The sequence below is a fragment of the Ancylobacter sp. Lp-2 genome, from assembly GCF_020523795.1.
Lineage (GTDB): Bacteria > Pseudomonadota > Alphaproteobacteria > Rhizobiales > Xanthobacteraceae > Ancylobacter.
The window spans coordinates 610,741-635,528 of the sequence record NZ_JAJALI010000001.1; the positions used below are offsets into that span (position 1 = coordinate 610,741).

The 24,788-nt window shown below is 68.6% G+C and carries 21 protein-coding genes; 13 read left to right on the top strand and 8 right to left on the bottom strand.

Annotation, left to right across the window (positions count from 1 at the left end; all coding sequences use genetic code 11):
• The first annotated feature begins 2 nt into the window (after positions 1-2).
• The 13 genes from LGR54_RS02895 to mmsB all read left to right on the top strand — a co-directional run bounded on the left by LGR54_RS02895 (position 3) and on the right by mmsB (position 15,834).
• A complete protein-coding gene (locus LGR54_RS02895) occupies positions 3-986 on the top strand; it encodes an ABC transporter permease (RefSeq protein ID WP_230360451.1) in 984 nt (327 codons plus the stop codon).
• The gene (yjfF, locus tag LGR54_RS02900; RefSeq protein ID WP_230360452.1) at positions 983-1,975 is read left to right on the top strand and encodes a galactofuranose ABC transporter, permease protein YjfF; all 993 of its coding nucleotides are present in this window, start codon (positions 983-985) and stop codon (positions 1,973-1,975) included. The genes LGR54_RS02895 and yjfF overlap by 4 nt, the downstream gene beginning before the upstream one ends.
• The gene (locus LGR54_RS02905; protein WP_230360453.1) at positions 1,972-2,694 is read left to right on the top strand and encodes a FadR/GntR family transcriptional regulator; all 723 of its coding nucleotides are present in this window, start codon (positions 1,972-1,974) and stop codon (positions 2,692-2,694) included. The genes yjfF and LGR54_RS02905 overlap by 4 nt, the downstream gene beginning before the upstream one ends.
• Before the next feature lie 12 nt (positions 2,695-2,706).
• Positions 2,707-4,446: an IlvD/Edd family dehydratase gene (locus tag LGR54_RS02910; RefSeq protein WP_230360454.1), complete on the top strand. Its 1,740-nt coding sequence runs from the start codon at positions 2,707-2,709 to the stop codon at positions 4,444-4,446.
• A 47-nt stretch (positions 4,447-4,493) separates the two neighbouring features.
• Positions 4,494-5,426 (top strand): dihydrodipicolinate synthase family protein, encoded by a 933-nt coding sequence (locus tag LGR54_RS02915; RefSeq protein WP_230360455.1) that lies wholly within the window; start codon positions 4,494-4,496, stop codon positions 5,424-5,426.
• Positions 5,427-5,428: 2 nt separating this feature from the next.
• A complete protein-coding gene (locus tag LGR54_RS02920; RefSeq protein ID WP_230360456.1) occupies positions 5,429-7,036 on the top strand; it encodes an aldehyde dehydrogenase (NADP(+)) in 1,608 nt (535 codons plus the stop codon).
• A gap of 82 nt (positions 7,037-7,118) precedes the next feature.
• On the top strand, positions 7,119-8,039 hold the full coding sequence (locus LGR54_RS02925; RefSeq protein WP_230360457.1) for a Gfo/Idh/MocA family protein: 921 nt from the start codon (positions 7,119-7,121) through the stop codon (positions 8,037-8,039).
• 10 nt (positions 8,040-8,049) lie between these two features.
• A complete protein-coding gene (locus tag LGR54_RS02930; RefSeq protein ID WP_230360458.1) occupies positions 8,050-9,855 on the top strand; it encodes an IlvD/Edd family dehydratase in 1,806 nt (601 codons plus the stop codon).
• A complete protein-coding gene (locus tag LGR54_RS02935; protein WP_230360459.1) occupies positions 9,842-10,765 on the top strand; it encodes an SMP-30/gluconolactonase/LRE family protein in 924 nt (307 codons plus the stop codon). Before LGR54_RS02930 ends, LGR54_RS02935 begins: the two co-directional genes overlap by 14 nt.
• A complete protein-coding gene (locus LGR54_RS02940; protein ID WP_230360460.1) occupies positions 10,765-11,721 on the top strand; it encodes a 2-dehydro-3-deoxygalactonokinase in 957 nt (318 codons plus the stop codon). The genes LGR54_RS02935 and LGR54_RS02940 overlap by 1 nt, the downstream gene beginning before the upstream one ends.
• Positions 11,722-11,871: 150 nt before the next feature.
• The gene (gene chvE, locus LGR54_RS02945) at positions 11,872-12,936 is read left to right on the top strand and encodes a multiple monosaccharide ABC transporter substrate-binding protein (RefSeq protein ID WP_230360461.1); all 1,065 of its coding nucleotides are present in this window, start codon (positions 11,872-11,874) and stop codon (positions 12,934-12,936) included.
• Between the two features lie 91 nt (positions 12,937-13,027).
• Positions 13,028-14,650 (top strand): multiple monosaccharide ABC transporter ATP-binding protein, encoded by a 1,623-nt coding sequence (mmsA, locus tag LGR54_RS02950; protein WP_230360462.1) that lies wholly within the window; start codon positions 13,028-13,030, stop codon positions 14,648-14,650.
• Entirely contained in the window at positions 14,647-15,834 is a 1,188-nt protein-coding gene (gene mmsB / locus LGR54_RS02955) for a multiple monosaccharide ABC transporter permease (RefSeq protein ID WP_230360463.1), read from the top strand. Before mmsA ends, mmsB begins: the two co-directional genes overlap by 4 nt.
• 73 nt (positions 15,835-15,907) lie before the next feature.
• Here mmsB and LGR54_RS02960 read toward each other — a convergent pair whose 3' ends face one another.
• The 8 genes from LGR54_RS02960 to LGR54_RS02995 form a co-directional block, all read right to left on the bottom strand.
• Positions 15,908-17,059: an alpha-hydroxy acid oxidase gene (locus LGR54_RS02960; RefSeq protein ID WP_230360464.1), complete on the bottom strand. Its 1,152-nt coding sequence runs from the start codon at positions 17,057-17,059 to the stop codon at positions 15,908-15,910.
• 87 nt (positions 17,060-17,146) lie between these two features.
• Positions 17,147-18,436, bottom strand: coding sequence for a hypothetical protein (locus tag LGR54_RS02965; RefSeq protein WP_230360465.1), 1,290 nt, complete (start codon positions 18,434-18,436; stop codon positions 17,147-17,149).
• Complete coding sequence (locus tag LGR54_RS02970; protein ID WP_230360791.1) at positions 18,433-19,455, bottom strand: zinc-binding dehydrogenase; 1,023 nt, start codon at positions 19,453-19,455, stop codon at positions 18,433-18,435. Before LGR54_RS02970 ends, LGR54_RS02965 begins: the two co-directional genes overlap by 4 nt.
• Before the next feature lie 16 nt (positions 19,456-19,471).
• On the bottom strand, positions 19,472-20,800 hold the full coding sequence (gene hisD / locus LGR54_RS02975) for a histidinol dehydrogenase (RefSeq protein WP_230360466.1): 1,329 nt from the start codon (positions 20,798-20,800) through the stop codon (positions 19,472-19,474).
• A gap of 117 nt (positions 20,801-20,917) precedes the next feature.
• Positions 20,918-21,733: an SDR family NAD(P)-dependent oxidoreductase gene (locus tag LGR54_RS02980; protein WP_230360467.1), complete on the bottom strand. Its 816-nt coding sequence runs from the start codon at positions 21,731-21,733 to the stop codon at positions 20,918-20,920.
• 27 nt (positions 21,734-21,760) lie between these two features.
• Complete coding sequence (locus tag LGR54_RS02985; protein WP_230360468.1) at positions 21,761-22,600, bottom strand: ABC transporter ATP-binding protein; 840 nt, start codon at positions 22,598-22,600, stop codon at positions 21,761-21,763.
• An 11-nt stretch (positions 22,601-22,611) separates the two neighbouring features.
• Positions 22,612-23,415 (bottom strand): ABC transporter permease, encoded by an 804-nt coding sequence (locus LGR54_RS02990; protein ID WP_230360469.1) that lies wholly within the window; start codon positions 23,413-23,415, stop codon positions 22,612-22,614.
• 69 nt (positions 23,416-23,484) lie between these two features.
• On the bottom strand, positions 23,485-24,471 hold the full coding sequence (locus LGR54_RS02995; protein ID WP_230360470.1) for an ABC transporter substrate-binding protein: 987 nt from the start codon (positions 24,469-24,471) through the stop codon (positions 23,485-23,487).
• Positions 24,472-24,788: the final 317 nt, after the last annotated feature.

The following is a 24,788-nucleotide window of genomic DNA, read 5'->3' on the forward strand; positions in this document are numbered from 1 at the left end:
TCATGTCGCTTCGCCTGCCCCGTATCGGCACCTCGCAAGTGGTGGCGCTGCTCGTCATCCTCGCCATCAACTGGGTGGTGTCGCCGCAATTCTTCGACATCCGCCTGCAGGATGGCCGCCTGTTCGGCAGCCTGATCGACGTGCTGAACCGCGGCGCGCCGGTGGCGATCCTGTCGCTCGGCATGGTGCTGGTCATCGCCATGCGCGGCATCGATCTGTCGGTCGGCGCGGTGATGGCGATCTGCGGCGCCATCGCCGCCAGCCTCGCCGACAGCTACCCGCTGCCCGTGGTGCTCGCCGCCGCGCTCGGTGCCGGCCTCGCCTGCGGGCTGTGGAACGGCTTCCTGGTGGCGGTGCTCGGCATCCAGCCCATCGTCGCCACGCTGATCCTGATGGTGGCGGGGCGCGGCATCGCCCAATTGATCACCGAGGGCCGCATCGTCACCTTCACCTCGCCGGAGCTTGCCTTTCTCGGCGGTGGCTCGGTGCTGGGCCTGCCCACCCCGATCGTCATCACCCTCGCTCTGCTGGCGCTGACGCTGCTCATCGTGCGCGGCACCGCGCTCGGCCTCTTGATCGAGGCGACCGGCGGCAATGCCCGCGCTGCCGCGCTAGCCGGCGTCGGCACGCGGCTGATCACGCTCGCGGTCTATGCCTGGTGCGGGCTGTGCGCCGCCATCGCCGGCATCGTGGCCGCCGCCGACATCCTCGGCGCCGACGCCAACAATGCCGGCCTGTGGCTGGAGCTCGACGCCATCCTGGCGGTGGTGATCGGCGGCACCTCTTTGTTCGGCGGCCGCTTCTCGCTGGTGCTGGCGGTGGTCGGCGCCCTCATCATCCAGGCGATGAACACCGGCATCCTGCTCTCTGGCTTCCCGCCGGAGACCAACCTGGTGGTCAAGGCGGTGGTGGTGCTCGCCGTGCTGCTCGCCCAGTCGCCGCGCCTCGCCGGCCTCGGCTCCAACCTATTCGGGAGGCGCGCATGAACGCCACTAGCCGTCTCCTGCCGGTCGCTGCCACCACGGCGGTGTTCCTGATCGGCTTCCTGATCTGCTCGCTCACCTTCCCCAACTTCGCCTCGCTGCGGGTGGTGATGAACCTGTTCACCGACAATGCCTTTCTCGGCATCGTCGCGGTGGGCATGACCTTCGTCATCATCTCCGGCGGCATCGATCTGTCGGTCGGCTCGGTGATCGGTTTTTCCACCGTGTTCCTCGCCATCGCCATCGAGCGCTGGGGCGTGCCGCCGCTCGCCGCCTTCGCGCTGATCCTGGTGATCTCGGCGCTGTTCGGCGCGGCGATGGGCGCGGCGATCGAATATTTCGAGCTGCCGCCCTTCATCGTCACGCTGGCCGGCATGTTCCTCGCGCGCGGCGCCAGCTTCCTGATGTCGACGGAATCGATCCCGATCACCGCCGATCTCTATTCCCACCTCGCCGAGCAGGCGCTGCGGCTGCCCGGCGGCGCCCGGCTCACCGTGCCGGCGATGGTCATGATCCTCGTCGTCGCGGGCGGCATGGTGCTGCTGCACCTCACCCGGTTCGGCGCCAATGTCTACGCGCTGGGCGGCTCGCGGGTCTCCACCGCGCTGATGGGGGTGAACGTCACCCGCACCACCGTGCTGATCTACACGCTGTCGAGCGCGCTGGCCGGCCTGTCGGGCATCGTGTTCTCGCTCTACACCTCGTCCGGCTACTCGCTGTCGGCGGTGGGGGTGGAGCTCGACGCCATCGCGGCGGTGGTGATCGGCGGCACGCTCTTGTCCGGCGGCTATGGCTTCGTGTTCGGCACCTTCGTCGGCGTGCTGATCCAGGGGCTGATCCAGACCTACATCTCGTTCGACGGCTCGCTGTCGAGCTGGTGGGCGAAGATCGCCACCGGGCTGTTGCTGTTTGCCTTCATCGGCTTCCAGCAGGTTACGCTGGGGCTGGCGCGGCGTTCGCGCCGTCACGCGACCGGAGGCGCCCACGCATGAATTCCCGGATCATCGTCATCCCCGCCCGCCGCGGCCATTCCAATCATGCCGAGGTGGCGCGCACCATCGGCATCGACATCATCGCCGGCCGCTATGGCGAGGGGGCGAAGCTGCCGGGCGACGCCGAGCTGACGCTGCTGTTCGGCGTCTCCCGCCCGGTGCTGCGCGAGAGCGTCAAGACGCTGGTCGCCAAGGGACTTTTGTCCACCAAGGCGCGCGTCGGCACCGTGGTGCGCGAGCGCTCGGCGTGGAACATGTTCGATCCGGACGTGCTCGCCTGGCATCTCGATGCCGGCATCGACCGCCGCTTCCTGCGCGACCTCGCCGAGATCCGGTTGGCGGTCGAGCCCCGCGCGGCCGCGCTCGCCGCCGAGCGCCGCAGCGAGGAGGACCTCGAGCTGATGCGCGTCGCCGTCGCCCGCATGGGCGAGGAGCCCGGCGCCTCCGAGGGTTTCGCCGAGGGCGACCTCGCCTTGCACATCGCCATCGCCAATGCCTCGGGCAACCCGTTCATGCGCTCCATCGGCGCGGTGATCGAGGCGGCGCTGCGGGCTTCCTTCGTGCTCTCCGCCCCGGCGGATGCGCGCGAGCGCGACGTCGCGGTGGTCGCGCATGAGCGCATCGTCGAGGCCATCGCCGACAAGGACGCCGAGGCGGCCGGCGCGGCGATGACGCATGTGATCTTCAATGGCCTGCGCCGCCACGGCGCGGCGGGCTGAACGGGTGCCGAAATGAGCGACGAGACCGACAAGAAGAAAACCCTGCGCAGTCAGGCGTGGTTCGGCCGCCAGGACAAGATGGGCTTCTACTACCGCTCGTTCCTGAAGAACTCCGGCACGCCGCAGGACCAGTTCGACGGCCGCCCGGTGATCGGCATCTGCAATACCTGGTCCGAGCTCACCCCCTGCAACATCCATTTCCGCGACCTCGCCGAGCATGTGCGGCGCGGCGTGCTGGATGCCGGCGGCTACCCGCTGGAATTCCCGGTCTCCTCGCTCGGCGAGGTGACGATGCGTCCCACCGCCATGCTGTTCCGCAACCTCGCCTCGATGGATGTCGAGGAAGCCATCCGCGCCCATCCGCTCGATGGCGTGGTGCTGCTGATGGGCTGCGACAAGACCACCCCGGCCCTCCTGATGGGCGCCGCCTCCGCCGACCTGCCGGCCATCGGCGTCTCCGGCGGCCCGCAATTGCGCGGCGTCTATCGCGGCCAGATCATCGGATCCGGCACCAACATCATCTCGATGAGCGAGCAGCTGCGCGCCGGCGAGGTGACGCTGGAGGAGTTCCACGCGGCGGAAGCCGGCATGAACCGCTCGGCCGGTTCCTGCATGACCATGGGCACCGCCTCGACCATGGCCTCGATGGTGGAAGCGCTCGGCATCGGCCTGCCGGAGAACGCCGCCATCCCCGCCGCCGACGCCCGCCGCGCCTTGCTGGCCCGCATGGCCGGCCGCCGCATCGTCGAGATGGTGCATGAGGACCTGAAGCCCTCCGACATCCTGACCCGCGCCGCCTTCGAGAACGCCATCCGCACGCTGGCCGCCATTGGCGGCTCCACCAATGCGGTGGTGCACCTGCTGGCCATTGCCGGGCGCATCGGCGTCGACCTCAGCCTCGAGGATTTCGACCGCCTCGGCCGCGACATCCACTGCCTGGTCGACCTGATGCCGTCCGGCCGCTTCCTGATGGAGGATTTCTACTATGCCGGCGGCCTGCCCGCCGTGCTGCGCGCGCTCGGCGAGCGCGGCCTCCTGCACAAGGACGCCCGCACCGCCAATGGCCGCACCTTGTGGGAGAACGTCGCGCAGGCGCCGAACTGGAACGCCGAGGTCATTACCCCGTTCGAGGCGCCGTTCAAGGAGGAGGCCGGCATCGCCATCCTCACCGGCAACCTCGCCCCGGACGGCGCCGTCATCAAGCCGTCGGCGGCCTCGCCCGAACTGATGGTCCACACCGGCCGCGCCGTCGTCTTCGAGAGCGTCGAGGAGATGCACCACGCGGTGAACGACGAGGATCTCGACATCGACGCCTCCTGCATCATGGTGCTGAAGCATTGCGGGCCGAAGGGCTATCCCGGCATGGCCGAGGTCGGCAACGTGCCTTTGCCGGCTAAGCTCCTGCGCCAGGGCGTGCGCGACATGATCCGCATCTCCGATGCCCGCATGTCCGGCACCGCCTATGGCACGGTGGTGCTGCACGTCGCTCCGGAGGCCACCGCCGGCGGCCCGCTCGCCTTGGTGAAGAACGGCGACCTCATCACCCTCGACGTACCCGCCCGCTCGCTGCACCTGCATGTGGAGGAGGCCGAACTCGCCGAGCGCCGCGCCGCCTGGGTGGCGCCGCAGCCGCACGCCGCGCGCGGCTACCAGCGCCTCTATATCGACCACGTGCTGCAGGCCGATCGCGGCGCCGATTTCGACTTCCTGGTCGGGCGCTCCGGTTCGCCGGTGCCGCGCGACAACCACTGATCCGTTTGCACCGACCCGTTCGCATTGATCTGTTTTGAGGTTGCCCGATGACCACGACTTCCGCCGCCCGTCCCTATAAAGGCGTCTTCCCGGTCGCCCCGACCGTGTTCGATGCCGAGGGCCGGCTCGACCTCGAGGGCCAGAAGCGCGCCATCGACTGCATGATCGACGGCGGCTCGCATGGCCTGTGCATCCTCGCCAATTTCTCCGAGCAGTTCGTGCTCACCGACGACGAGCGCGACCTCGTCATGCGCACCGTGCTGGAGCATGTCGCCGGCCGGGTGCCGGTGATCGTCACCACCACGCATTTCTCCACCTTCGTCTGCGCCGAGCGCTCGAAGCGGGCGCAGGAGATGGGCGCGGCGATGGTGATGATCATGCCGCCCTATCACGGCGCCACCTTCCGGGTGCCGGAGCCGGCGATCTACGATTTCTATCGCGCCGTGTCGGATGCCATCGATATCCCGATCATGGTGCAGGACGCCCCGGTGGCCGGCACGCCGCTCTCCGTGCCCTTCCTGGCGAAGATGGCGAAGGAGATCGAGCAGCTCGCCTATTTCAAGATCGAGGTGCCCGGCGCGGCGGGCAAGCTGCGGGCGCTGATCGAGGCCGGCGGCGACGCCATCGAGGGGCCGTGGGACGGCGAGGAGGCCATCACCCTGATGGCCGATCTCGACGCCGGCGCCACCGGCGCCATGACCGGCGGCGGCTATCCGGACGGCATCCGCCAGATCATCGATCCCTATGTCGCGGGGGATCGCGCGGCGGCGGTGGCCGCCTATGCCCGCTGGCTACCGCTGATCAATTACGAGAACCGCCAGACCGGCCTCGCGGCGGCTAAGATCCTGATGAAGGAAGGCGGCGTCATCGCCCATGACACGCTGCGCGCGCCGCTGCCGCCGGTGCATCCCGCCACCCGCGCCGGGTTGATCGAGATCGCGCGCACGCTCGATCCCGTCGTGCTGAGCTGGGGGAAGTGACCATGATCTTGCCAACCGGTATCACCGGTGCCCTGCTGATCGGCTCGCGCGAGGTGACGGAAGGCCCGACCTTCCGCGCCGTCGATCCCGCGCTTGGGGTCGAGATCGAGCCGGCCTTCGTCGAGGCCGGCGCGGCCGATGTCGCCGCCGCCGCCGCCCTCGCCGCGAAGGCCTTCCCCGCCTACCGCGCCACCACGCCGGAGCAGCGCGCGGCCTTCCTCGACGCTGTCGCCGCCGAGATCGAGGCCATTGGCGATGCCCTCATCGAGCGGGCGACGCAGGAGACCGGCCTGCCCGCCGCCCGGCTGCAGGGCGAGCGCGCCCGCACTACTGGCCAGTTGCGGCTGTTCGCCTTGTGGATCCGCGCCGGCGGCGCCGACGAGCCGCGCCTCGACAGTCCGCTGCCGGATCGCAAGCCGCTGCCGCGCGCGGACCTGCGGCTGCGCCATATCGGCGTCGGGCCGGTGGCGGTGTTCGGCGCCTCGAATTTCCCGCTCGCCTTCTCGGTGGCCGGCGGCGACACCGCCTCGGCGCTCGCCGCCGGCTGCCCGGTGATCGTCAAGGGCCATCCCGCCCATCCCGGCACCTCTGAGCTGATCGGCCGCGCCATCCGCGCGGCGGTGGCGAAGGCCGGCCTGCCGGAAGGCGTGTTCTCGCTGCTCACCGGCACGTCGCATGAACTCGGCGGCGCGCTGGTGGCCGATCCGCGCATCGCGGCGGTGGGCTTCACCGGTTCCCGCGCCGGCGGCCTCGCCCTCGTGGCGATCGCCGCGAAGCGTCCGGTGCCGATCCCGGTCTATGCCGAGATGAGCAGCATCAACCCGGTATTCCTGCTGCCCGCCGCGCTGGAATCGCGCGCCGAGGCGCTCGGCACCGCCTTTGTCGGCTCGCTGACCATGGGCGCCGGCCAGTTCTGCACCAATCCCGGCCTCGTCATCGCCATCGAGGGCGAGGGGCTCGACCGCTTCCTCGCCAGCGCCGGGGCGGCGGTGAGCGGCGCGCCGGCCGCCACCATGCTCACCCCCGGCATCGCCGGCGCCTATGCCAAGGGCGTGACCGCGCTCGCCGCAGCCGGCGCCACCGAGATCGCCCGCGGCGGTGCCGAGGCCGGCCCGAATGCCTGCCGCCCGGCGCTGTTCGTTGCCGAAGCGGGGGCCTTCCTATCGGAGGCCGCCCTCTCGCACGAGGTGTTCGGCGCCTCCTCCCTGGTGATCCGCTGTCGCGACGCCGCCGAGATGCTCGCCGTCGCCCGCGCGGTGGAGGGCCAGCTCACCGCCACCCTGCATCTGGACGCCGCCGACCACCCGCTGGCGGCCGAGCTCGTCCCGGTGCTGGAGGAGAAGGCCGGCCGCATCCTTGCCAATGGCTGGCCGACCGGTGTCGAGGTCTGCCACGCCATGGTGCATGGCGGCCCCTTCCCGGCGACGAGCGACCCGCGCTCGACCTCGGTCGGCACCCTCGCCATCCGCCGCTTCCTGCGTCCGGTCTGCTACCAGGACCTGCCCGAGGCGCTGCTGCCGCCGGCGGTGCGCGACGGTAATCCGCTGCGCCTGCCGCGCCTCCTCGACGGCACCATCGTGCCGGCGCCCGCGTCGGAGGGCGGAAAATGATCGCATCGGTCATCGCGGTCGGCCGATCGGCCGCATCGTCCACCTCACTGCCCTCGATTTCGCTCTCATCGGACAGCGCGTCATGATCCGTCTCGCCATTGTCGGCCTCGGCAAGATCGCCCGCGACCAGCACCTCCCCGCCATCGCCAAGACGGAGGGGATCGGGCTGGTCGCCATCGCCAGCCGTAACGCCACGCTGGAGGGCGTGCCGCATTTCGCCGGCCTCGACGAATTGCTGGCGAGCGACGTCGCGGTCGATGCGGTGGCGCTCTGTACCCCGCCTCAGGTGCGGCGCGAGCAGGCGGCGCTGGCGCTAAGCCACGGAAAACACGTGCTTCTCGAGAAGCCGCCGGGCGCCACGGTCAGCGAGCTCGCCCCGCTGGTCGCGGCGGCGCAGGCGTCCGGAAAGACGCTGTTCGCCACCTGGCATTCCCGCTTCGCCCCGGCGGTGGAGCCCGCTCGTGCCTTCCTCGCCGAGCACGCGCCCAGCGCGGTCACGGTGGAGTGGAAGGAAGACGTCCGCGTCTGGCATCCCGGTCAGGACTGGATCTTCGAGCCGGGTGGTCTCGGAGTTTTCGATCCTGGAATCAATGCCTTATCGATCCTGACCCGTATCCTGCCGAACCCCTTCTTCCTGACGCAGGCCACCCTCAGCTTCCCGGCCAACCGCGACGCCCCCATCGAGGCGGCGCTGGATTTCGCCGATAGCACGGGGGTGCCGATCCGTGCCGAGCTCGATTTCCTGCAAACCGGCCCGCAGACCTGGGACATCCATGTCGAGACGGCGGCGGGAAAGCTCACCCTGTCGCTCGGCGGCTCCAAACTGTTCCTCGACGGCAAGCCGCTGATCGAGGAGCCGGAAGCCGAATATCCCGGTATTTACAGACACTTCGCCGATCTAGTCGCCCGCGGCGCGGGGGATATCGACCTGTCGCCGCTGCAGCACGTCGCCGATGCATTCCTGCTCGGTCGGCGTATCGTGGTGGAACCGTTCGAAGGTTGAGGAGAGCATCATGCACGGCAACGCCCCCAAATCCGACCGCAAGCTGCGCTCCCGCGCCTGGTTCGACAACCCGCACAATATCGACATGACCGCGCTCTATCTGGAGCGCTATCTCAATTTCGGCCTGTCGCAGGAAGAGCTGCAGAGCGGTCGCCCGATCATCGGCATCGCCCAGACCGGATCCGACCTATCCCCTTGCAATCGCCACCATATCGAGCTGGCCAAGCGCACCCGCGAGGGCATTCGCGAGGCCGGCGGCATCGCCATCGAGTTCCCCGTCCACCCGATCCAGGAGACCGGCAAGCGCCCCACCGCCGGCCTCGACCGCAACCTCGCCTATCTCGGGCTGGTGGAAGTCCTCTACGGCTACCCGCTCGACGGCGTGGTGCTGACCATCGGCTGCGACAAGACCACCCCGGCGCTGCTGATGGCCGCTGCCACCGTCAACATTCCCGCCATCGCGCTGTCGGTCGGGCCGATGCTGAACGGCTGGTACAAGGGCGAGCGCACCGGCTCCGGCACCATCGTGTGGAAGGCGCGCGAGCTGCTGGCGGCCGGCGAGATCGACTATGCCGGATTCGTCAAGCTGGTGGCTTCCTCAGCGCCGTCAACGGGTTACTGCAACACCATGGGCACGGCGACGACGATGAACTCGCTCGCCGAGGCGCTCGGCATGCAGCTGCCCGGCTCCGCCGCCATCCCGGCGCCCTATCGCGACCGGCAGGAGGTTGCCTACCGCACCGGCCTGCGCATCGTCGAGATGGTGCATGAGGATCTCAAGCCCTCCGATATCCTCACCCGCGACGCCTTCCTCAACGCCATCCGGGTGAATTCGGCGATCGGCGGCTCCACCAACGCGCCGATCCACCTCAATGCGCTCGCCCGCCATGTCGGAGTGGAGCTCTCCATCGACGACTGGCAGACCTATGGCGAGGAGGTGCCGCTGCTGGTCAACCTGCAGCCGGCCGGCGAGTATCTCGGTGAGGACTACTACCATGCCGGCGGCGTGCCGGCGGTGGTCAAGCAGCTGATGAATCAAGGGCTTATCGTCGAGGAGACGATGACGGCCAATGGCCGTACCCTCGGCGACAATTGCCGCGAGGCGCGCATCGAGGACGAGAACGTCATCCGTCCCTATGAGACGCCGCTGAAGCAGAGGGCCGGCTTCCGGGTGCTGCGCGGCAATTTGTTCTCCTCGGCGATCATGAAGACCAGCGTGATCTCGCAGGAGTTCCGCGACCGCTACCTCTCCAACCCCGAGGATCCCGAGGCCTTCGAAGGCCGCGCCGTGGTGTTCGACGGGCCGGAGGATTACCACGCCCGCATCGACGATCCCGCGCTCGCCATCGACGAGCACACGGTGCTGTTCATGCGCGGCGCCGGCCCGGTCGGCTATCCCGGCGCGGCGGAAGTGGTGAACATGCGGGCGCCGGATTACCTCATCAAGGCCGGCGTCCACGCGCTGCCCTGCATCGGCGACGGCCGCCAGTCCGGCACCTCCGGTTCGCCCTCCATCCTCAACGCCTCGCCGGAAGCGGCGGTCGGCGGCGGCCTCGCGCTGCTGCGCACCGGCGACCGGGTGCGCATCGACCTGAAGCGCAACAGCGCCAACATGCTGATTTCCGAAGAAGAACTGGAACAGCGCCGGCAGGAGCTGGCGGCGAGCGGCGGCTATCACTACCCGGCGCACCAGACGCCCTGGCAGGAGATCCAGCGCAGTTTCGTCGGCCAGCTGGAGACCGGCGCGGTGCTGGAGCCGGCGGTGCGCTACCAGCGCATCGCTCAGACCATGGGGATGCCGCGTGACAACCACTAGCGCCCCCACCCAAGCCCCAATCCTCGCCCCCGCCGGGGCGGCGACACTGCTCTGCGCCGCGCGCTGCCATCTCGGCGAAGGGCCGAGCTACGACGCGGCCAGCGACACCGCGTGGTGGTTCGACATTCTCGAGAAGCATCTCTACGCCCAGAGCCCCTCCGGCGGCGCGCACCGCGTGCACGAGCTGCCGGTAATGGCGAGCGCGCTGGCCGTGGTCGACGAGCGCCGGCAGCTCATCTCCACCGAGCACGGGCTGATGCTGCGCGACATAGCCAGCGGCCGGCTGGACAAGGTGGCGGACATTGAGGCCGACGACCCGGCGACGCGCTCCAATGATGCACGGGTGCATCCCTCCGGCACCTTCTGGGTGTCGACCATGGGCAAGCGCGCCGAGCAGGGCGCCGGCGCCATTTATGCCTTCCGCGCCGGCGCGTTGCTGCGGCTGTTCTCCGGCATCAGCATCCCCAACGCCATCTGCTTCTCGCCGGATGGCACGGTCGGTTATTTCGCCGACACCCGCGAGAACACGCTGTTCCGGGTGGAGCTCGACCCGCTGACCGGCCTGCCGGAGGGCGAGCCGCAGACGCTGCACCGCCACCCGGAAGCCGGCGGCCTCGACGGCGCGGTGACTGACGCCGAGGGGCTGATCTGGTGCGCGATCTGGGGCGGCGGGCGCGTCAACGCCTATTCGCCGGCCGGCGAGTTGGTCCGCAGCCTCGACGTGCCCGCCCGGCAGCCGAGCTGCCCGGTCTTCGTCGGCCGCGATTTCGACCGGCTGCTGGTCACCTCCGCCTTCGAGGGCATGGACGAGGCGGCGCGCGCCGGCGATCCCGGCCATGGCCGGACCTTCCTCTTCGATGTCGGCGCGCGCGGACGCGCCGAGCCGCGCGTGCGGCTGGGAGGCCTGTGATGCAGGCACCCGCTCAGACCCCCGCTCATGTCGTCGTCGACTGGGGCACGTCGAGCTTCCGCCTGTGGGCGCTGGATGCCGAGGGACAGGTGCTGGCCGAGCGCCGCAGCCCCCAGGGGCTCGCCGTCTCCGCCGCCGAAGGCTTCGAGGCGGTGCTGGAATCGCATCTCGCCGCGCTCGGCGTGCCGGCCGGCGTGCCGGTGATGATGTGCGGCATGGTCGGCTCGCGCTCGGGCTGGAAGGAGGCCGCCTATCTCGACGCGCCGGTGCGCCTCGACCGCCTCGCCGAGCTTGCGACCGAGGTGCCCGCCGCCCGCCGTCCCGTGCGCATCCTGCCCGGCATCGCCCAGCGCGATGTCGAGCACCCCGACGTGATGCGCGGTGAGGAAACCCAGCTGCTGGCGCTGGCCAGCGATGGGTATGACGGCCTTGCCTGCCTGCCCGGCACCCATTCCAAATGGGTGCGGATGGAGGCCGGTGCCGTCGCCGGTTTCGCCACCTTCATGACCGGCGAACTGTTCCAGCTGATCCGCACCGCCTCGGTGGTCGCACCGGCGGCAGAAGGGTCGGCGGTGGTCGATCCCGGTTCGCCGGCCTTTGCCGGCGGTGTTGCCGATGCGCTGGAGGCGCCGGCGGCGATCGGCAACCGGCTGTTCGAATTGCGCGCCGGCTGGCTGCTGGCCGATGCGCCGGCCGACGATACGCTGGCGCGGCTGTCGGGCCTGCTGATCGGGCTGGAGATCACCGGTGCCTATGCGCGCATGGGCGCGCTCGAGGGCACGGTTCTCGTCGCCTCGGGGGCTATTGCCGAGCTGTATGGCCGCGCCTTCGCCATTGCAGGCCTTGCCGGCATCGGCCTGTGCGATGCCGAGACCTGCGTGCGCGACGGACTGCACGAGGCAGCCCGCATCGCCTTCGCCTCGGCGTCCACCTCTGCCGGGGGAGGCGCGCGATGAGCGCCGCCCGCCCGCCGCGCTCACGGGGGAGCTTGCGCGCCTCGCGATGAGGCGCGGCTGACGTCACGCGCGGCGACGGACCCTGTGTCCGCTCGCCGCCAAGAACACGGCACGCGAAACGCGGCCATCCAATCCAAACGGGAGACCGAGATGAAACGCCTGACCACGACGCTTTCCGCCTTCGCCCTCGGGGCGCTGATGTTCGCCGGTGCCGCCTCCGCCCAGGAGAAGGCGACCGTCGGCATCGCCATGCCCACCAAGTCCTCCGCCCGCTGGATCGCCGATGGCGACAACATGGTGAAGGTGCTGAAGGAGCGCGGCTACAACACCGATCTGCAATATGCCGAGGACGACATCCCCAACCAGCTCTCGCAGATCGAGAACATGGTGACCAAGGGCGCCAAGGTGCTGGTGATCGCCTCCATCGACGGCACCACCCTGTCGGACGTGCTGAAGCAGGCCGCCGACAAGGGCATCAAGGTCATCGCCTATGACCGACTGATCCGCGAGACGCCGAATGTCGACTACTACGCGACCTTCGACAATTTCCAGGTCGGCGTGCTGCAGGCGCAGTCGCTGCTGAAGGGCCTCGGCTATCCCGAGAACAAGGGGCCGTTCAACATCGAATTGTTCGGCGGCTCGCCGGACGACAACAACGCCTATTTCTTCTACGACGGCGCCATGTCGGTGCTGAAGCCGCTGATCGACAACGGCACGCTGAAGGTGGCCTCCGGCCAGCTGGGCATGGACAAGGTGTCCACCCTGCGCTGGGACGGCGCCACCGCACAGGCGCGCATGGACAACCTCTTGAGCGCCTACTACTCGGACAAGAAGCTCGACGGCGTGCTCTCGCCCTATGACGGGCTGTCGATCGGCATCCTGTCCTCGGTCAAGGGCGTCGGCTACGGCTCGGGCGGCGTGAAGATGCCGGTCGTCACCGGGCAGGACGCCGAGGTGCCGTCGGTGAAGTCGATGCTGGCCGGCGAGCAGTATTCCTCGATCTTCAAGGACACCCGCGAGCTCGCCAAGGTGACCGCCGACATGGTCGACGCCTCGCTGTCGGGCAAGACGGTGACGGTGAACGACACCAAGACGTACAATAACGGCAAGAAGGTCGTGCCGTCCTACCTCTTGAAGCCGGTGGTGGTCGACAAGAGCAACTGGGAACCGGTGCTGGTCGGTTCGGGCTACTACAAGCAGAACCAGATCAACTGAGGCGATCCGGAAGCCTCCCGTCAACCCAGAGGCTCCCGCGCCGGCGGTTCGATCCCGTCCGGCGCGGGGCCTGTTCGAGAGGAAGCGGCTCATGAACGCCCTTCTGGAAATGCGCGGCATCAGCAAGAACTTCACCGGGGTGAAGGCGCTGAGCGGCGTGGATCTCACCGTCGAGCCCGGCGAGATCCATGCGCTGGTCGGCGAGAACGGCGCCGGCAAGTCGACCCTGATGAAGGTGCTGAGCGGGGTGCACCCGCACGGCTCCTATGAGGGCGCCATCCTGTTCGACGGCGAGGAGCGGCGTTTCCGCGACATCAACGATTCCGAGGCGCTCGGCATCATCATCATCCATCAGGAGCTCGCCCTGATCCCGCTGATGTCGATCGCCGAGAACATCTTCCTCACCGATCCGCCGTCGCGTTTCGGCGTCATCGACCGCGGCGCCGTGCATCGCCGGTCGAAGGAACTGCTCGCCAAGGTCGGTCTCGACGAGGCGCCGGACACGCTGATCACCAATATCGGCGTCGGCAAGCAGCAACTGGTGGAGATCGCCAAGGCGCTGTCGAAGAAGGTGCGCCTGCTCATCCTCGACGAGCCGACCGCCAGCCTGTCGGAGAAGGACAGCGCGGCGCTGCTCGACCTCCTCCTGGAGTTCAAGGCGCAGGGCATCGCCTCCATTCTGATCTCGCACAAGCTGAACGAGGTCTCCAAGGTCGCCGACCGCATCACCGTGCTGCGCGACGGGCGCACCGTCGACACCATGGACTGCTCCGAAGGCGCGGTGGAGGAGGACCGCATCATCCGCAAGATGGTCGATCGCGACCTTGAGCACCGCTACCCGAAGCGTGAGCCCAAAGCCTCCGATACGGCTATCGGCGACACCATCTTCCGCGTCAGCGACTGGTCGGTGTTCCATCCGCAGCATGCCGACCGGCAGATGATCCGCAATGTCGATTTCGAGGTGAAGCGCGGCGAGATCGTCGGCATTGCCGGGCTGATGGGTGCCGGGCGCACCGAATTCGCCATGAGCATCTTCGGGCGCAGCTATGGCCAGAAGATCACCGGCCGGGCCGAGATGGAGGGCCGCGCGGCGGACCTCTCCACCGTGCGCCGCGCCGTGGATGCGGGGCTCGCCTATGTCACCGAGGACCGCAAGCAGCTCGGCCTGGTGCTCGCCGACGACATCCGCAAGAACATCACCCTGGCGAACCTTGCCGCCGTCGCTTCGGCCAATGTGGTCGACGACGTGAAGGAGCTGAAGGTTGCCGCCGATTACCGCGCCCGCATGCGCATCCGCAGCCACAGCGTCTATCAGGAGACCGGCAAGCTCTCCGGCGGCAACCAGCAGAAGGTGGTGCTGTCGAAATGGCTGTTCACCGACCCGAAGGTGCTGATCCTCGACGAGCCGACGCGCGGCATCGATGTCGGCGCCAAGTATGAAATCTACTGCATCATCAACGAGCTGGCCGATGCCGGCAAAGGCGTGATCGTCATCTCCTCGGAGATGCCGGAACTGATCGGCATCTGCGACCGCATCTGCGTGATGAACGAGGGCGCCTTCGTCGGCGAGTTCCTGGGGTCCGAGGCCACGCAGGAGAAGATCATGCGTGCCATCATGCGCCAGACCGACAAGAGCCCAGTCTTCTCAAGCCCAGTCTTCTCGAGCCCCGCCCCCTCGAGCCCAGCCCTCTCGCGCGAAGGAGAACGTCCATGAGCGACGCCGCGCTGAAGGAAAAGCCGTCCCATGCCGGCTTCCTGAAGAACAATCTGCGCGAATACGGGATGATGCTCTCGCTGTTCGCCATCATGATCTTCTTCGAGGTGGTGACCAACGGCACGCTGCTGCGGCCGCTGAACCTCACCAACCTCGTGCTGCAGAACAGCTACATCGTCATCATGGCGCTGGGCATGCTCCTGGTCATCGTCACCGGGCATATCGACCTGTCGGTCGGTTCGGTGGCGGGCTTCGTCGGCGCGGTGGCGGCGGTGCTGATCGTCAAGCTGGGCGTGCCCTGGGTGCTGGCCACCCTCATCTGTCTTTTGCTCGGCGCGGCCATCGGCGCGGCGCAGGGCTATTGGGTGGCCTATTTCAAGATCCCGTCCTTCATCGTCACCCTGGCCGGCATGCTGGTGTTCAAGGGGCTGGCGCTCGCCATCCTCGCCGGCCAGTCGGTCGGTCCGTTCCCGGTCGAGTTCCAGAAGCTGTCCTCCGGCTTCATCCCCGAACTGGTCCCCGATGCCGGCACGCTCTACCCGACCTCGCTCGCCATCGGCGCGGTCCTGGCGCTGGCGCTGGTGTGGCAGAACTTCCGCGCCCGCGCCCGGCAGGAGAGCCACGGCATCGAGACCGAGCCCTATGGCTTCTTCCTGTTGAAGAACGCGGTGTTCTTCGCGGTGATCGTCTATTTCGCCTATCTCATCGCCTCGCATCGCGGCCTGCCCAATGTGCTGGTCATCATGACCGCCCTGGTGGCGCTCTACGGCTTCATGACTACCCGCACGGTGATCGGCCGGCAGATCTATGCGGTGGGCGGCAACGAGAAGGCGGCCAAGCTGTCCGGCATCAAGACCGAGCGGCTCACCTTCCTCACCTTCGTCAATATGGGCGTCTTGGCGGCGCTGGCCGGCCTGATCTTCGCCGCGCGGCTGAACACCGCGACGCCCAAGGCCGGCCTCGGTTTCGAGCTCGACGTCATCGCCGCCTGCTTCATCGGCGGCGCCTCGGCTTATGGCGGCGTCGGGCGGGTCGGCGGCGCGGTGATCGGCGCGCTGATCATGGGGGTGATGAACAACGGCATGTCGATCCTCGGCATCGGCATCGACTACCAGCAGGTCATCAAGGGCCTGGTGCTGCTCGGCGCCGTCTGCCTCGACGTCTACAACCAGAAGCGGGCGTGACAGGGGATCGGCACGGCACCGCCTGGCCGGTTTCTACAAAGTGCGCGGTGCCAGTGCCGCAGAAGCTTCCCGTCTAAACAGCGCGCGGCGCCAGTGCCGCGCGCCCGCGTGCCTTCAATTCGTCCACCGAGGTCAGCCCCATCAACGCGAGGGTGAGGCTCACCTCCTCGGCGAGATGGGCGAGGATGCGGGCGACGCCCGCTTCGCCGCCGGCGCCGAGCCCGTAGACATAGGCGCGGCCGAGCAGCACGCCGGAAACGCCGAGCGCCAGCGCCTTAACGATGTCCGCCCCTCGCCGCACGCCGCCGTCGAACAGCACCTCCATGGAGCCGTCGAGCGCGTCGGTGATCGCCGGCAGCGCCGCGATGGTGGAGGAGGTGCCGTCGAGCTGCCGCCCGCCATGGTTGGAGACGACGATGGCATCCGCCCCCGCCGCCCGCGCGGTCAGCGCGTCCTCCGGCGCGAGGATGCCCTTCAGCACCAGCCGACCCTTCCAGCGCCCGCGCAGCCAGTCGACATCCTTCCACGACAGGCCGGTGTCGATGCGCCGCGACAAGTTTCCGGCCTGCTCCAGCACCCCCCGGCCGAATTCCGCCCGGTGCTTCACCGCGCCGACCTCCGGCATGCCGGCGCTGAGCATGTCGAGGCACCAGCGCGGCCGGGTCGCCAGCCGCAGCCCGAGCGCCGGGGTGATCCGCGTCAGTGCCCGGAAGCCGTTGCGCACGTCGCGCTCGCGCACGCCGGTGATGGCGGTGTCGACGGTGAGATAAAGCGTGTCGACGCCGGCCGCCTCGGCCTGCGCCAGCAATTCGTCGCCGATGGCGCGGTCGCTCATCACATAGAGTTGGAAATGCAGCGGCCCGGAGGTGGCGGCGCGCAGCTCGCCCAGCGAGGCGATGGAGAAGGTGGAGAGGCACAGCGGCACGCCGGCCGCATGCGCCGCGCGCGCCGCCGCGATTTCGCCATGGCCGGCATAGAGGCCGAGGAAGCCCACCGGCCCCGGCATGAACGGCAGCTTATGCCGCGCGCCGAGGAAATCGGTCGAAAGGTCGCGCACCGAGATGTCGTTCAACACCCGCTGCACCAGCGTCCAGCGCTGGAAATCGGCGCGGTTGGCCCTGAGCGTGTCCTCGTTGAAGGAGCCGCCATCGACATAGTCGAAGAAGATTTTCGGCAACCGGCGCTTGGCCGCCGCGCGGGCATCCTCGACATTGACGATGGTCATTACTGTACTCCGGCGCTCGTTGCTGTGCGTTCCTATAGGCCGCCGGCGCCCGCTTTGTCGCGATGAACCAAGGGCGAAGCCGGCGGCTCAGCCCCGCACGGGATCGATGGCGTCGAGGAAGCGCGTCACCACATCCTCGCCGGCCACCGGCTCCGAGCCGACCATCACCGCCACCGACAGCCCGATCAGCGAGGAGACCGGTGTGTGCGAGCGGACCCCGGCGCGCAGATTCATCACCAGCGTCGGGCAGAGGAACAGGCCGAGCCGGATCACTTGGCGCCAGTCCGCCGGCAGCAGGCCGCGCGCCGCGAGGTCGGCGAGCAGCGGCCGCCAGACTTCTTGCGCCTTCACCTCCAGCAGCCCCTGCCGCACCGGCGACAGCGCCCAGTCGGTCTCGACGATGAGATGACCGGGCTCCAGCTGCACGGACGCCGAGAACCGCTCGCTGGCCAGCGCGGGGTCGTAGAGCCAGAACGGATGTGCGAACACATTGTGGAACGTCGCCTTCACCTCGGCGAGCAGCGTCGGCACATTGGCGCCGGCAAAGGCGGGGTCGAAGAAGGCGAGATGCGCCGTCTCTCCCGTGCGGGTGAACCAGACATTGGCGTTGTGCGCGTCGCCATGGGCGACCACCCCGCCGGCATCGGCGAGGCGTTCCGGCCGCAGCCGCGCCGCGGCGGCGTCGAACAGTTCGCCGAGCGAGCGGGCATAGGCGGTGCCGTTGATCACGAAGCGCCGCGCCGAGATGTCGGCCCAGTCCAGTTCGAGGCCGGGAAAGGCGAAGGACTCGCCGACATAATAGTCGGCGAAACGCCCGCCGGGATACCGCCGCCCACCCTCCCGCAGGCGGTCGATCAGTCGCTCGTGAAACAGCCGGTGGATCGGTTCGGCCGCCGCTTCGTCAGGGGTGATCGGGTGCAGGCTGGCGCGATAGGTGGCTATGAGCCGCCGCGACAGCCGGCGCTCCGCCTCGATCGCGAGCTTCCGCATTGCCGCGTCATCGGCGAGGTCGAGCGCGCGCACCACGTCGGAGAAGCGCGGCTCGTCGCGGCGGCGATAGACTAGGATCTGTTCGCCCGGCTCGGTCGAGACATGCACGGGCTGGTCGACCGGCAGGCCGGCGCGGGCGAGGATGTCGGCGCGGTAATACTCGCCGGCCATCGCCTCCTCTCCCTCTTCCTGATGGAACTTGAAGAAGAAGGCGCCGTCCTCGGTGTCGAAGAAGCCATTGAGCGAGTTGAGGCTGTACTGGTCGAGATTGATCCGCACATTCGTGGCCCGCAGCCCGAACAGGTCGGCCAGCAGGCGTGCCAGCGGCGCTTCCGCCGTCTTCGGGTCGCGCGCCGCCAGCGCCCGCAATTCCGCGGTACGGCTCATGTCGGCACCCCATCGGGGCGGATGATGGTCTTGAGCCCGGTCGCCTCCCCGCGGATCAGCCGCTGATAGGCGTCCGGCACCGCGTCGAGGTCGATCTGCCGGTCGACCAGCCGCACGAGGTCGGCTTCCAGCCCTGCCAGCTGCGCCACTGCCGCTGGCAGCTCGTCGGTGAAGGCGTGGCAGCCGATCATCGTCAGCTCGCGCTCGACCAGGAGGTTCGGGTCGATGTCGAGCGTGCCGTGGAAGATGCCGACCAGTGCTACCCGTCCGCCGCCCTCCAGCACGCCGACGAGATGCGACAGCGCGGCGGTGGAGCCGGTCGCCTCGATGGAAGCCACCGGCAGCATGCCGCCGAGCGCGGCGCGGATCTCGCCGGCATCGAGCACCACCGCCCGCGCGCCGGTCACCTCCGCCACCCGCGCGGCGCGGGCGGCGTTGCGGTCGGCGACCAGGATCGGCCCGTCATGGCGGCGCGCCAGCACCAGCGCGGCGAGGCCGCCGATCGGCCCGCAGCCGAGCACCAGCACCGGCTCGCCCGGCTGTGGCCTGAGCCGCTTCACCGCGTGGAGCGCCACCGCCAGTGGCTCGGCCATCGCCGCCACCGCCGGGTCGACCTCCGGCGCCACCGCCAGCAGGAGGCGCGCCGGCAGCACGATCTCCTGCGCGAAGCCGCCGTTGCAGGCCTCGCCGATAAATCCGAGCCTCTCGCACAGGTGATGCCGCCCGTCCCGGCAGGCGGCGCAGTCGCCGCACCAGAAGCGCGAATCCGCCACCACCGTGTCGCCGGTGGCAAAGCCGGTCACGCCGGCGCCGATCTCGGTCACTACCCCGGCCAGCTCATGCCCGGCGATGGAGGGCGCGCGGCTGATCCACTGCCCGGTGCGGAAATTATGGATGTCGGAGCCGCAAATGCCGGCCGCCGTCACCTTCAGCCGCACCCAGCCCGGCTCGGGCGCGCCGGGCGCCGGCACCTCCTCGACGCGCAGATCGCCGGCACCATGCAGCCGCACCGCTTTCATCGCCAAACCGCCTTCATCACTCGCCCTTCAGCAGCTGGTCGCGCAGCTCGGAGACGGCGTTCTCATGGCTGGAGAAGCCCTCATAGCGGGCGAGGCGGCGGGCATGGCCGGCGAATTCGGGATAGGCCGAGGCGGTGACGTAGCCGATGGAGGAGCGCTTGAGGAAATCCGTCACCGAGAGCGGCCCATAGGTGCGCGCCCAGCGGCTGGTCGGCAGCACGGCGTTCGGGCCGAGCACGAAATTGGCGATGGTCACCGGGGTGTGCGGCCCCATCAGCACCTCCGCCGCCTCGGTGATGCGGCCGAGATGCGCGAACGGATCGGTGGAGAGGATCTCCAGATGTTCCGGCGCATAGGCGTTGATGAAATCGATGCTCTCCTCGACCGAGGAGGTCAGCACGATGCCGCCGCTCTTGCCGGTCAGCACCGCCTTGGAGAAGGCTACCCGCTGCTCGGTCATCCCGGCCCAGTGCCCGGGCAGCGCCTTCAGCGCGGCTTCCGCCACCTCGCGCGAATGGGTGACGAGATAGGCCGAGGAGTCCGGCCCGTGCTCGGCCTCGATCAGGAGGTCGAGCGCCGCCACCGCGCCGTTCACCGTGCCGTCGGCGAAGATGATCGCCTCCGAGGGGCCGGCGGGAAGCCCGGTATCGATGATGCCGGACAACAGCCGCTTGGCTGCCACCAGCCAGGGCGAGCCCGGCCCGACGATCTTTAGCGCCTTGCCCACCGTCTGCGTGCCATAGGCGACCGCCGCCACCGCCTGGGCGCCGCCGCATTTGTACACCGTCTCCACCCCGGCGAGCTTTGCGGCCACCAGCGTCGCCGCATCGACTCCGCCATCGGCGGTCGGCGGCGTGATGATCGCGATGTTCGGCACCTTGGCGACGCTGGCCGGCACCGCCGTCATCATCGTCACCGAGGGAAAGGCGCCCTTGCCACGCGGCACATAGAGCGCGACGGACTGGATCGGCGTCCAGCGGTCGCCGGCGAAGGCGCCGGGGCGCACCTCCTTCAGCCACATCGGCTCGGGGGCCTGCTCCTCGTGGAAGGTGCGGATATTGGAGATGCCGAAACGGATGGATTCGATCACCTCCGGCTCCACCGCCTTGAAGGCGGCGTCGAACTCGGCCCCGGTCACCTTGATGCGGTCGGCGGTCAGCTCCGCCTTGTCGAGCTCGCGGCCGAAGCGGGCCAGCGCGTCGTCGCCCTCCAGCCGCACCGCCTCGATGATCGGGCGCACCTTGTCGATGAAGCCGGAGAGGTCGGTCTCCGAGCGCTTCAGCAGCGCCGCGCGGGCCTGTGCGTCGAGGGTGGCGAGTTCGTGGAGATTGCAGATGTCCGACATGGCCGTTCCTTCGGGATCACGCCTCATTTGGACGGAATATGTATAGCCATATTCGCGCGGCCGGGAGGCCAAACTTTTCGCGTCGCTGCCTGATTCCTGAGCGGTTCGGCGCCGGGGTCAGATCGAGGCGAGGTAGCCGCCATCCACCGGCAGGCACTGGCCGGTGACATAGGCGGAGGCCGGCGAGGCGAGGAAGATCGCGGCTCCGGCGAGGTCGCCGAGCTCGCCGAACCGCCCCTGTGGGATCTTGCCGAGCATCGCCGTCTGCCAGGCGTCATTGGCATAGAACACGTCGGTCATGTCGGTGCGGAAATAGCCGGGCGCGATGGCGTTGACGCGGATGCCGAGCCCCGCCCATTCCGCCGCCAGCGCCCGCGTCATGCCGAGCAGGCCGGATTTCGACGAGCCATAGGGCACGGCGGTGGGCACGCCCACCTCGGAGGTCAGCGAGCACAGATTGATGATGGCGCCGCCATGGTTGGCGGCCTTCATCGCCCGCGCCGCCGCCTGCGCGCAGAAGAACGCGCCCTTGAGGTTGGTGTCGAGGATGCGGTCCCAGAGTTCCTCCTCGACGTCCAGCGAGGGGCACACCTGTTCGATGCCGGCATTGTTGACGAGGATGTCGAGCCCGCCCAGCGCCTCGGCGGCTTCCGCCACGCCGGCGCGGCAGCACGCGGCATCGGTGACGTCGATCTCCACCGGCACGGCGCGCCGGCCTGTCGCCTCGATCTCGGCGGCGGTATCGGCGAGCCCGGCGTGCGAGCGGGCGGCGATGGCGACATCGGCGCCGGCGGAGGCGAGCGCCACGGCGAGCATCCGGCCGATGCCGCGGCTGGCGCCGGTCACCAGCGCCTTGCGGCCGGTCAGCTCGAACAGCGAAAGCCAGTTGGTCGCGGAGGCTGTCGTCGCGGGATTCGTCGGTGCGGGCGTCATCACAAAGGCTGCTCTTCGGCGACGGGCCTAATGCTCGTCGTCGTCCTTGATCTCGTTCTTCAGCAGTTCGAGGATGTGCCGCTTCACCGCGATGAATTCCGGGTCCATCACCATGTCGAGCGTGCGCGGGCGGGGTATGTCGACCACCACCTCTTCCTTGAGCCGGCCGGGGCGGGCGGTCATCACATAGATGCGGTCGCCGAGCAGGATCGCCTCGTCGATGTCGTGGGTGACGAACAGCACCGTCTTCTTGTGCTGTTCCCACACCCGTAGCAGCAGCTTCTGCATCGAGTGGCGCGTCTGGCTGTCCAGCGCGCCGAAGGGCTCGTCCATGAGCAGGATCTTCGGGTCGTTGGCGAGCGCGCGGGCGATGGCGACGCGCTGCATCATGCCGCCGGAAAGCTGCTTGGGATAGGCGTCGTGGAAGGCGGCGAGGCCGGTCTCGTTGAGGTAGCGGTTGACGATGTCGTCGCGCTCGGCGGCCGGCACCTTGCGGCGCTTCAGCCCGAATTCGACATTCTCGCGCACGGTGAGCCAGGGGAACAGCGTGTAGCTCTGGAACACCATGCCGCGGTCCGGCCCGGGCCCATCGACTTCCTCGTTGCCGAGCAGGATGCGTCCGGAGGTCGGCTCGTTCAGCCCGGCCACGAGATAGAGCAGGCTCGACTTGCCGCAGCCCGACGGGCCGACGATCACCGCGAACTGGTTGTCGGGCACGTCGATGGAGATGTTGTCGATGGCGACGACGGTCTTGCCCTGCCGCGTGGTGTATTCGAGCCGCACATCCTCGATGCGCAAACGCGGGGCAGTTGGCGTGGCCGGTATCGTGGCGGCGGAAACCTCGCGCAGGGCGGTGACGGCGGTCATGGTCGGTTCCTTCAGTTCGCCCACGCCACCAGCCGCATGCGCAGCAGCCGGAACACGAGGTCGGTGAGCAGGCCGAGAATGCCGATCACCGCGATGGCGAGGAAAATGACGTCGACCTGGAAGCCGCGCATCGCCTTCATGGAGATGTAGCCGAGGCCGGAGGAGGCGGCGACCAGTTCGGCGACGACGAGATAGGTCCAGGCCCAGCCCATGGTGACGCGCAGCGTGTCGAGCACGCCGGGCATGGCGGCGGGGGTCAAGACGTGCAGCAGCGCGTCGCGCCGGGTGGCGCCGAGCGTGTAGGAGGCGTTGATGAGGTCCTTCTGCACCCCGCGCGACACGTCGGCGATCATCACCAGCTGCTGGAAGAAGGTGCCGAAGAAGATCACCATGATCCGTTGCTCGATGCCGATGCCGATCCACAGGATGAACAGCGGCACGAAGGAGGTCACCGGCAGATAGCGGATGAAGTTCACCAGCGGCTCGAGGCCGGCCTGCACCACGCGGAAGGTGCCCATCAAGAGGCCGAGCGGCACGGCGATGACCGAGGAGATCACGAAGCCGATCACCACCACCTTCACGCTGGCCCAGATGTGCTGGCCGAGCGTGCCGTCCTCGAACAGCCGGAAGAAGGCGCCGATCACGGCGGAGGGCGAGGGCAGGAAGATGTCCTGCATGAAGCCGCCATAGGTGGCGATCGACCAGGCGCCGAGCACCAGCACCCACATCAGCGTCGAGACCGCGAAGCGCAGGCCGGTGGGAATCTCGGCTTTCGGCGTCAGGCAGAGATCGACGAGGGAGCGCTTGCGGGCCATGCGGTGTCACCGTCCGTAGAGGGACGGGACGCGGCGTCGGCCGCGTCCCGGAAGGTCAGGAAAGGCGCGTCACTGGGTAAAGGACGGGTCGATGATCTCGTCATAGGTGACCGGCTTCTTGATCTTGCCGAGGTCCGACCAGATCTCGTTGCCGAGCTTGACGACATCGGCGGCCGGGCCGGGCTTCGCCGCGGTGCCGAAATATTCGATGGTCATCGCCTTATCGTAGAACTTCACGCCGGAGGCGGCGTCGGCGAAGTCCTTCGGCTCCTTCAGGTAGCCGCCCACGCCCTTGGCCATGATCTCATAGGCCTTGTCGGGGTTGGTCTTGATGTAGTCGACGGCCTTCTGCAGCCCGGCGATGAAGCCCTTCACGTCGGCCGGACGGTCCTTCAGCACCGAGCAGGAGAACTCCAGCACGTCGATGATGACGCCCGGGGTGGCAGCGCTGTCGGTCAGCACCTTGCCGACATTCTTGGTCTTCACCAGGGTGAGGTTCGGCTCCCAGGTCACGGCGGCCGGCACCTGGCCGGCGATGAAGGCGGCGGCGGCGGCGTCGGCGCTCATGTTGAGCACCTCGACGTCCTTCAGCGGGATGCCAGCCTTCTTCATCAGGTAGGAGAACCAGAACTGCGAGGTCGAGCCCTCGTTCATCGCCACCGTCTTGCCCTTGAGGTCGGCGAGCGAGTTGATCTCCTTCAGCGAGACCATGCCGTCGCCGCCATGGCTCTCGTCGAACAGCGCCACCGCCTTGAAGCAGAAATCCGGCGAGCGGTACTTCAGGATCTCGTCCAGCGTGGTGGCGGTGCCGTCCAGCTTGCCGGCGGCCTGGGCGGCCATGGCGAGCGCCGAGTCGTCAACCACCTGGAAGTCGGCATCGACGCCGTTCTCCTTGAAGAAGCCGAGCTCCTTGGCGAGGTAGAGCGGGCCGTAGCCGACCCAGATCGTGTGGCCGATGGAGATCTTGCCGGCGGCGGCGGGCTGCGCCGCGGCGGCCGTCAGGACCGCCCCGGTGAGCGCGCCGGCAAGGCACCGGCGGAAGAGTTTGGTCATCATGCTGCGTCTCCCTGCGGTGCCGTCCGGGTCGGTCCGGCCCATCGTGCTGCGTGTCTTCGCCACGGCGCTTTTCGCGGGTCAAGCGCGGCGATCCGGGGCTGTGCCCCTCTGGAAAGTGTCTATTCTTAGTACCGCGAAACTGATTGTAAGACAGATAGTTAGAGTCGAGTGCCGACGATCTCGACGTCAGCCTCAGGCTTGAAAAACGCTATACAAATTCGAAATGTCAGGCACGCCTGTTTTTTGAGCAGGGCGCGCCTTTTTCTTGGAGCCCACCGGTGGCGGGCGAGAGCCCTGCCGGGCGCTGCCTTGCTTCA

What these genes read in the sequence shown, in the direction of transcription:
- LGR54_RS02895 (WP_230360451.1), top strand. Translation starts at nt 3, where the DNA reads ATGTCGCTTCGCCTGCCCCGTATCGGCACCTCGCAAGTGGTGGCGCTG.
- yjfF (WP_230360452.1), top strand. Translation starts at nt 983, where the DNA reads ATGAACGCCACTAGCCGTCTCCTGCCGGTCGCTGCCACCACGGCGGTG.
- LGR54_RS02905 (WP_230360453.1), top strand. Translation starts at nt 1,972, where the DNA reads ATGAATTCCCGGATCATCGTCATCCCCGCCCGCCGCGGCCATTCCAAT.
- LGR54_RS02910 (WP_230360454.1), top strand. Translation starts at nt 2,707, where the DNA reads ATGAGCGACGAGACCGACAAGAAGAAAACCCTGCGCAGTCAGGCGTGG.
- LGR54_RS02915 (WP_230360455.1), top strand. Translation starts at nt 4,494, where the DNA reads ATGACCACGACTTCCGCCGCCCGTCCCTATAAAGGCGTCTTCCCGGTC.
- LGR54_RS02920 (WP_230360456.1), top strand. Translation starts at nt 5,429, where the DNA reads ATGATCTTGCCAACCGGTATCACCGGTGCCCTGCTGATCGGCTCGCGC.
- LGR54_RS02925 (WP_230360457.1), top strand. Translation starts at nt 7,119, where the DNA reads ATGATCCGTCTCGCCATTGTCGGCCTCGGCAAGATCGCCCGCGACCAG.
- LGR54_RS02930 (WP_230360458.1), top strand. Translation starts at nt 8,050, where the DNA reads ATGCACGGCAACGCCCCCAAATCCGACCGCAAGCTGCGCTCCCGCGCC.
- LGR54_RS02940 (WP_230360460.1), top strand. Translation starts at nt 10,765, where the DNA reads ATGCAGGCACCCGCTCAGACCCCCGCTCATGTCGTCGTCGACTGGGGC.
- chvE (WP_230360461.1), top strand. Translation starts at nt 11,872, where the DNA reads ATGAAACGCCTGACCACGACGCTTTCCGCCTTCGCCCTCGGGGCGCTG.
- mmsA (WP_230360462.1), top strand. Translation starts at nt 13,028, where the DNA reads ATGAACGCCCTTCTGGAAATGCGCGGCATCAGCAAGAACTTCACCGGG.
- mmsB (WP_230360463.1), top strand. Translation starts at nt 14,647, where the DNA reads ATGAGCGACGCCGCGCTGAAGGAAAAGCCGTCCCATGCCGGCTTCCTG.
- LGR54_RS02960 (WP_230360464.1), bottom strand. Translation starts at nt 17,059, where the DNA reads ATGACCATCGTCAATGTCGAGGATGCCCGCGCGGCGGCCAAGCGCCGG.
- LGR54_RS02965 (WP_230360465.1), bottom strand. Translation starts at nt 18,436, where the DNA reads ATGAGCCGTACCGCGGAATTGCGGGCGCTGGCGGCGCGCGACCCGAAG.
- LGR54_RS02970 (WP_230360791.1), bottom strand. Translation starts at nt 19,455, where the DNA reads ATGAAAGCGGTGCGGCTGCATGGTGCCGGCGATCTGCGCGTCGAGGAG.
- hisD (WP_230360466.1), bottom strand. Translation starts at nt 20,800, where the DNA reads ATGTCGGACATCTGCAATCTCCACGAACTCGCCACCCTCGACGCACAG.
- LGR54_RS02980 (WP_230360467.1), bottom strand. Translation starts at nt 21,733, where the DNA reads ATGACGCCCGCACCGACGAATCCCGCGACGACAGCCTCCGCGACCAAC.
- LGR54_RS02985 (WP_230360468.1), bottom strand. Translation starts at nt 22,600, where the DNA reads ATGACCGCCGTCACCGCCCTGCGCGAGGTTTCCGCCGCCACGATACCG.
- LGR54_RS02990 (WP_230360469.1), bottom strand. Translation starts at nt 23,415, where the DNA reads ATGGCCCGCAAGCGCTCCCTCGTCGATCTCTGCCTGACGCCGAAAGCC.
- LGR54_RS02995 (WP_230360470.1), bottom strand. Translation starts at nt 24,471, where the DNA reads ATGATGACCAAACTCTTCCGCCGGTGCCTTGCCGGCGCGCTCACCGGG.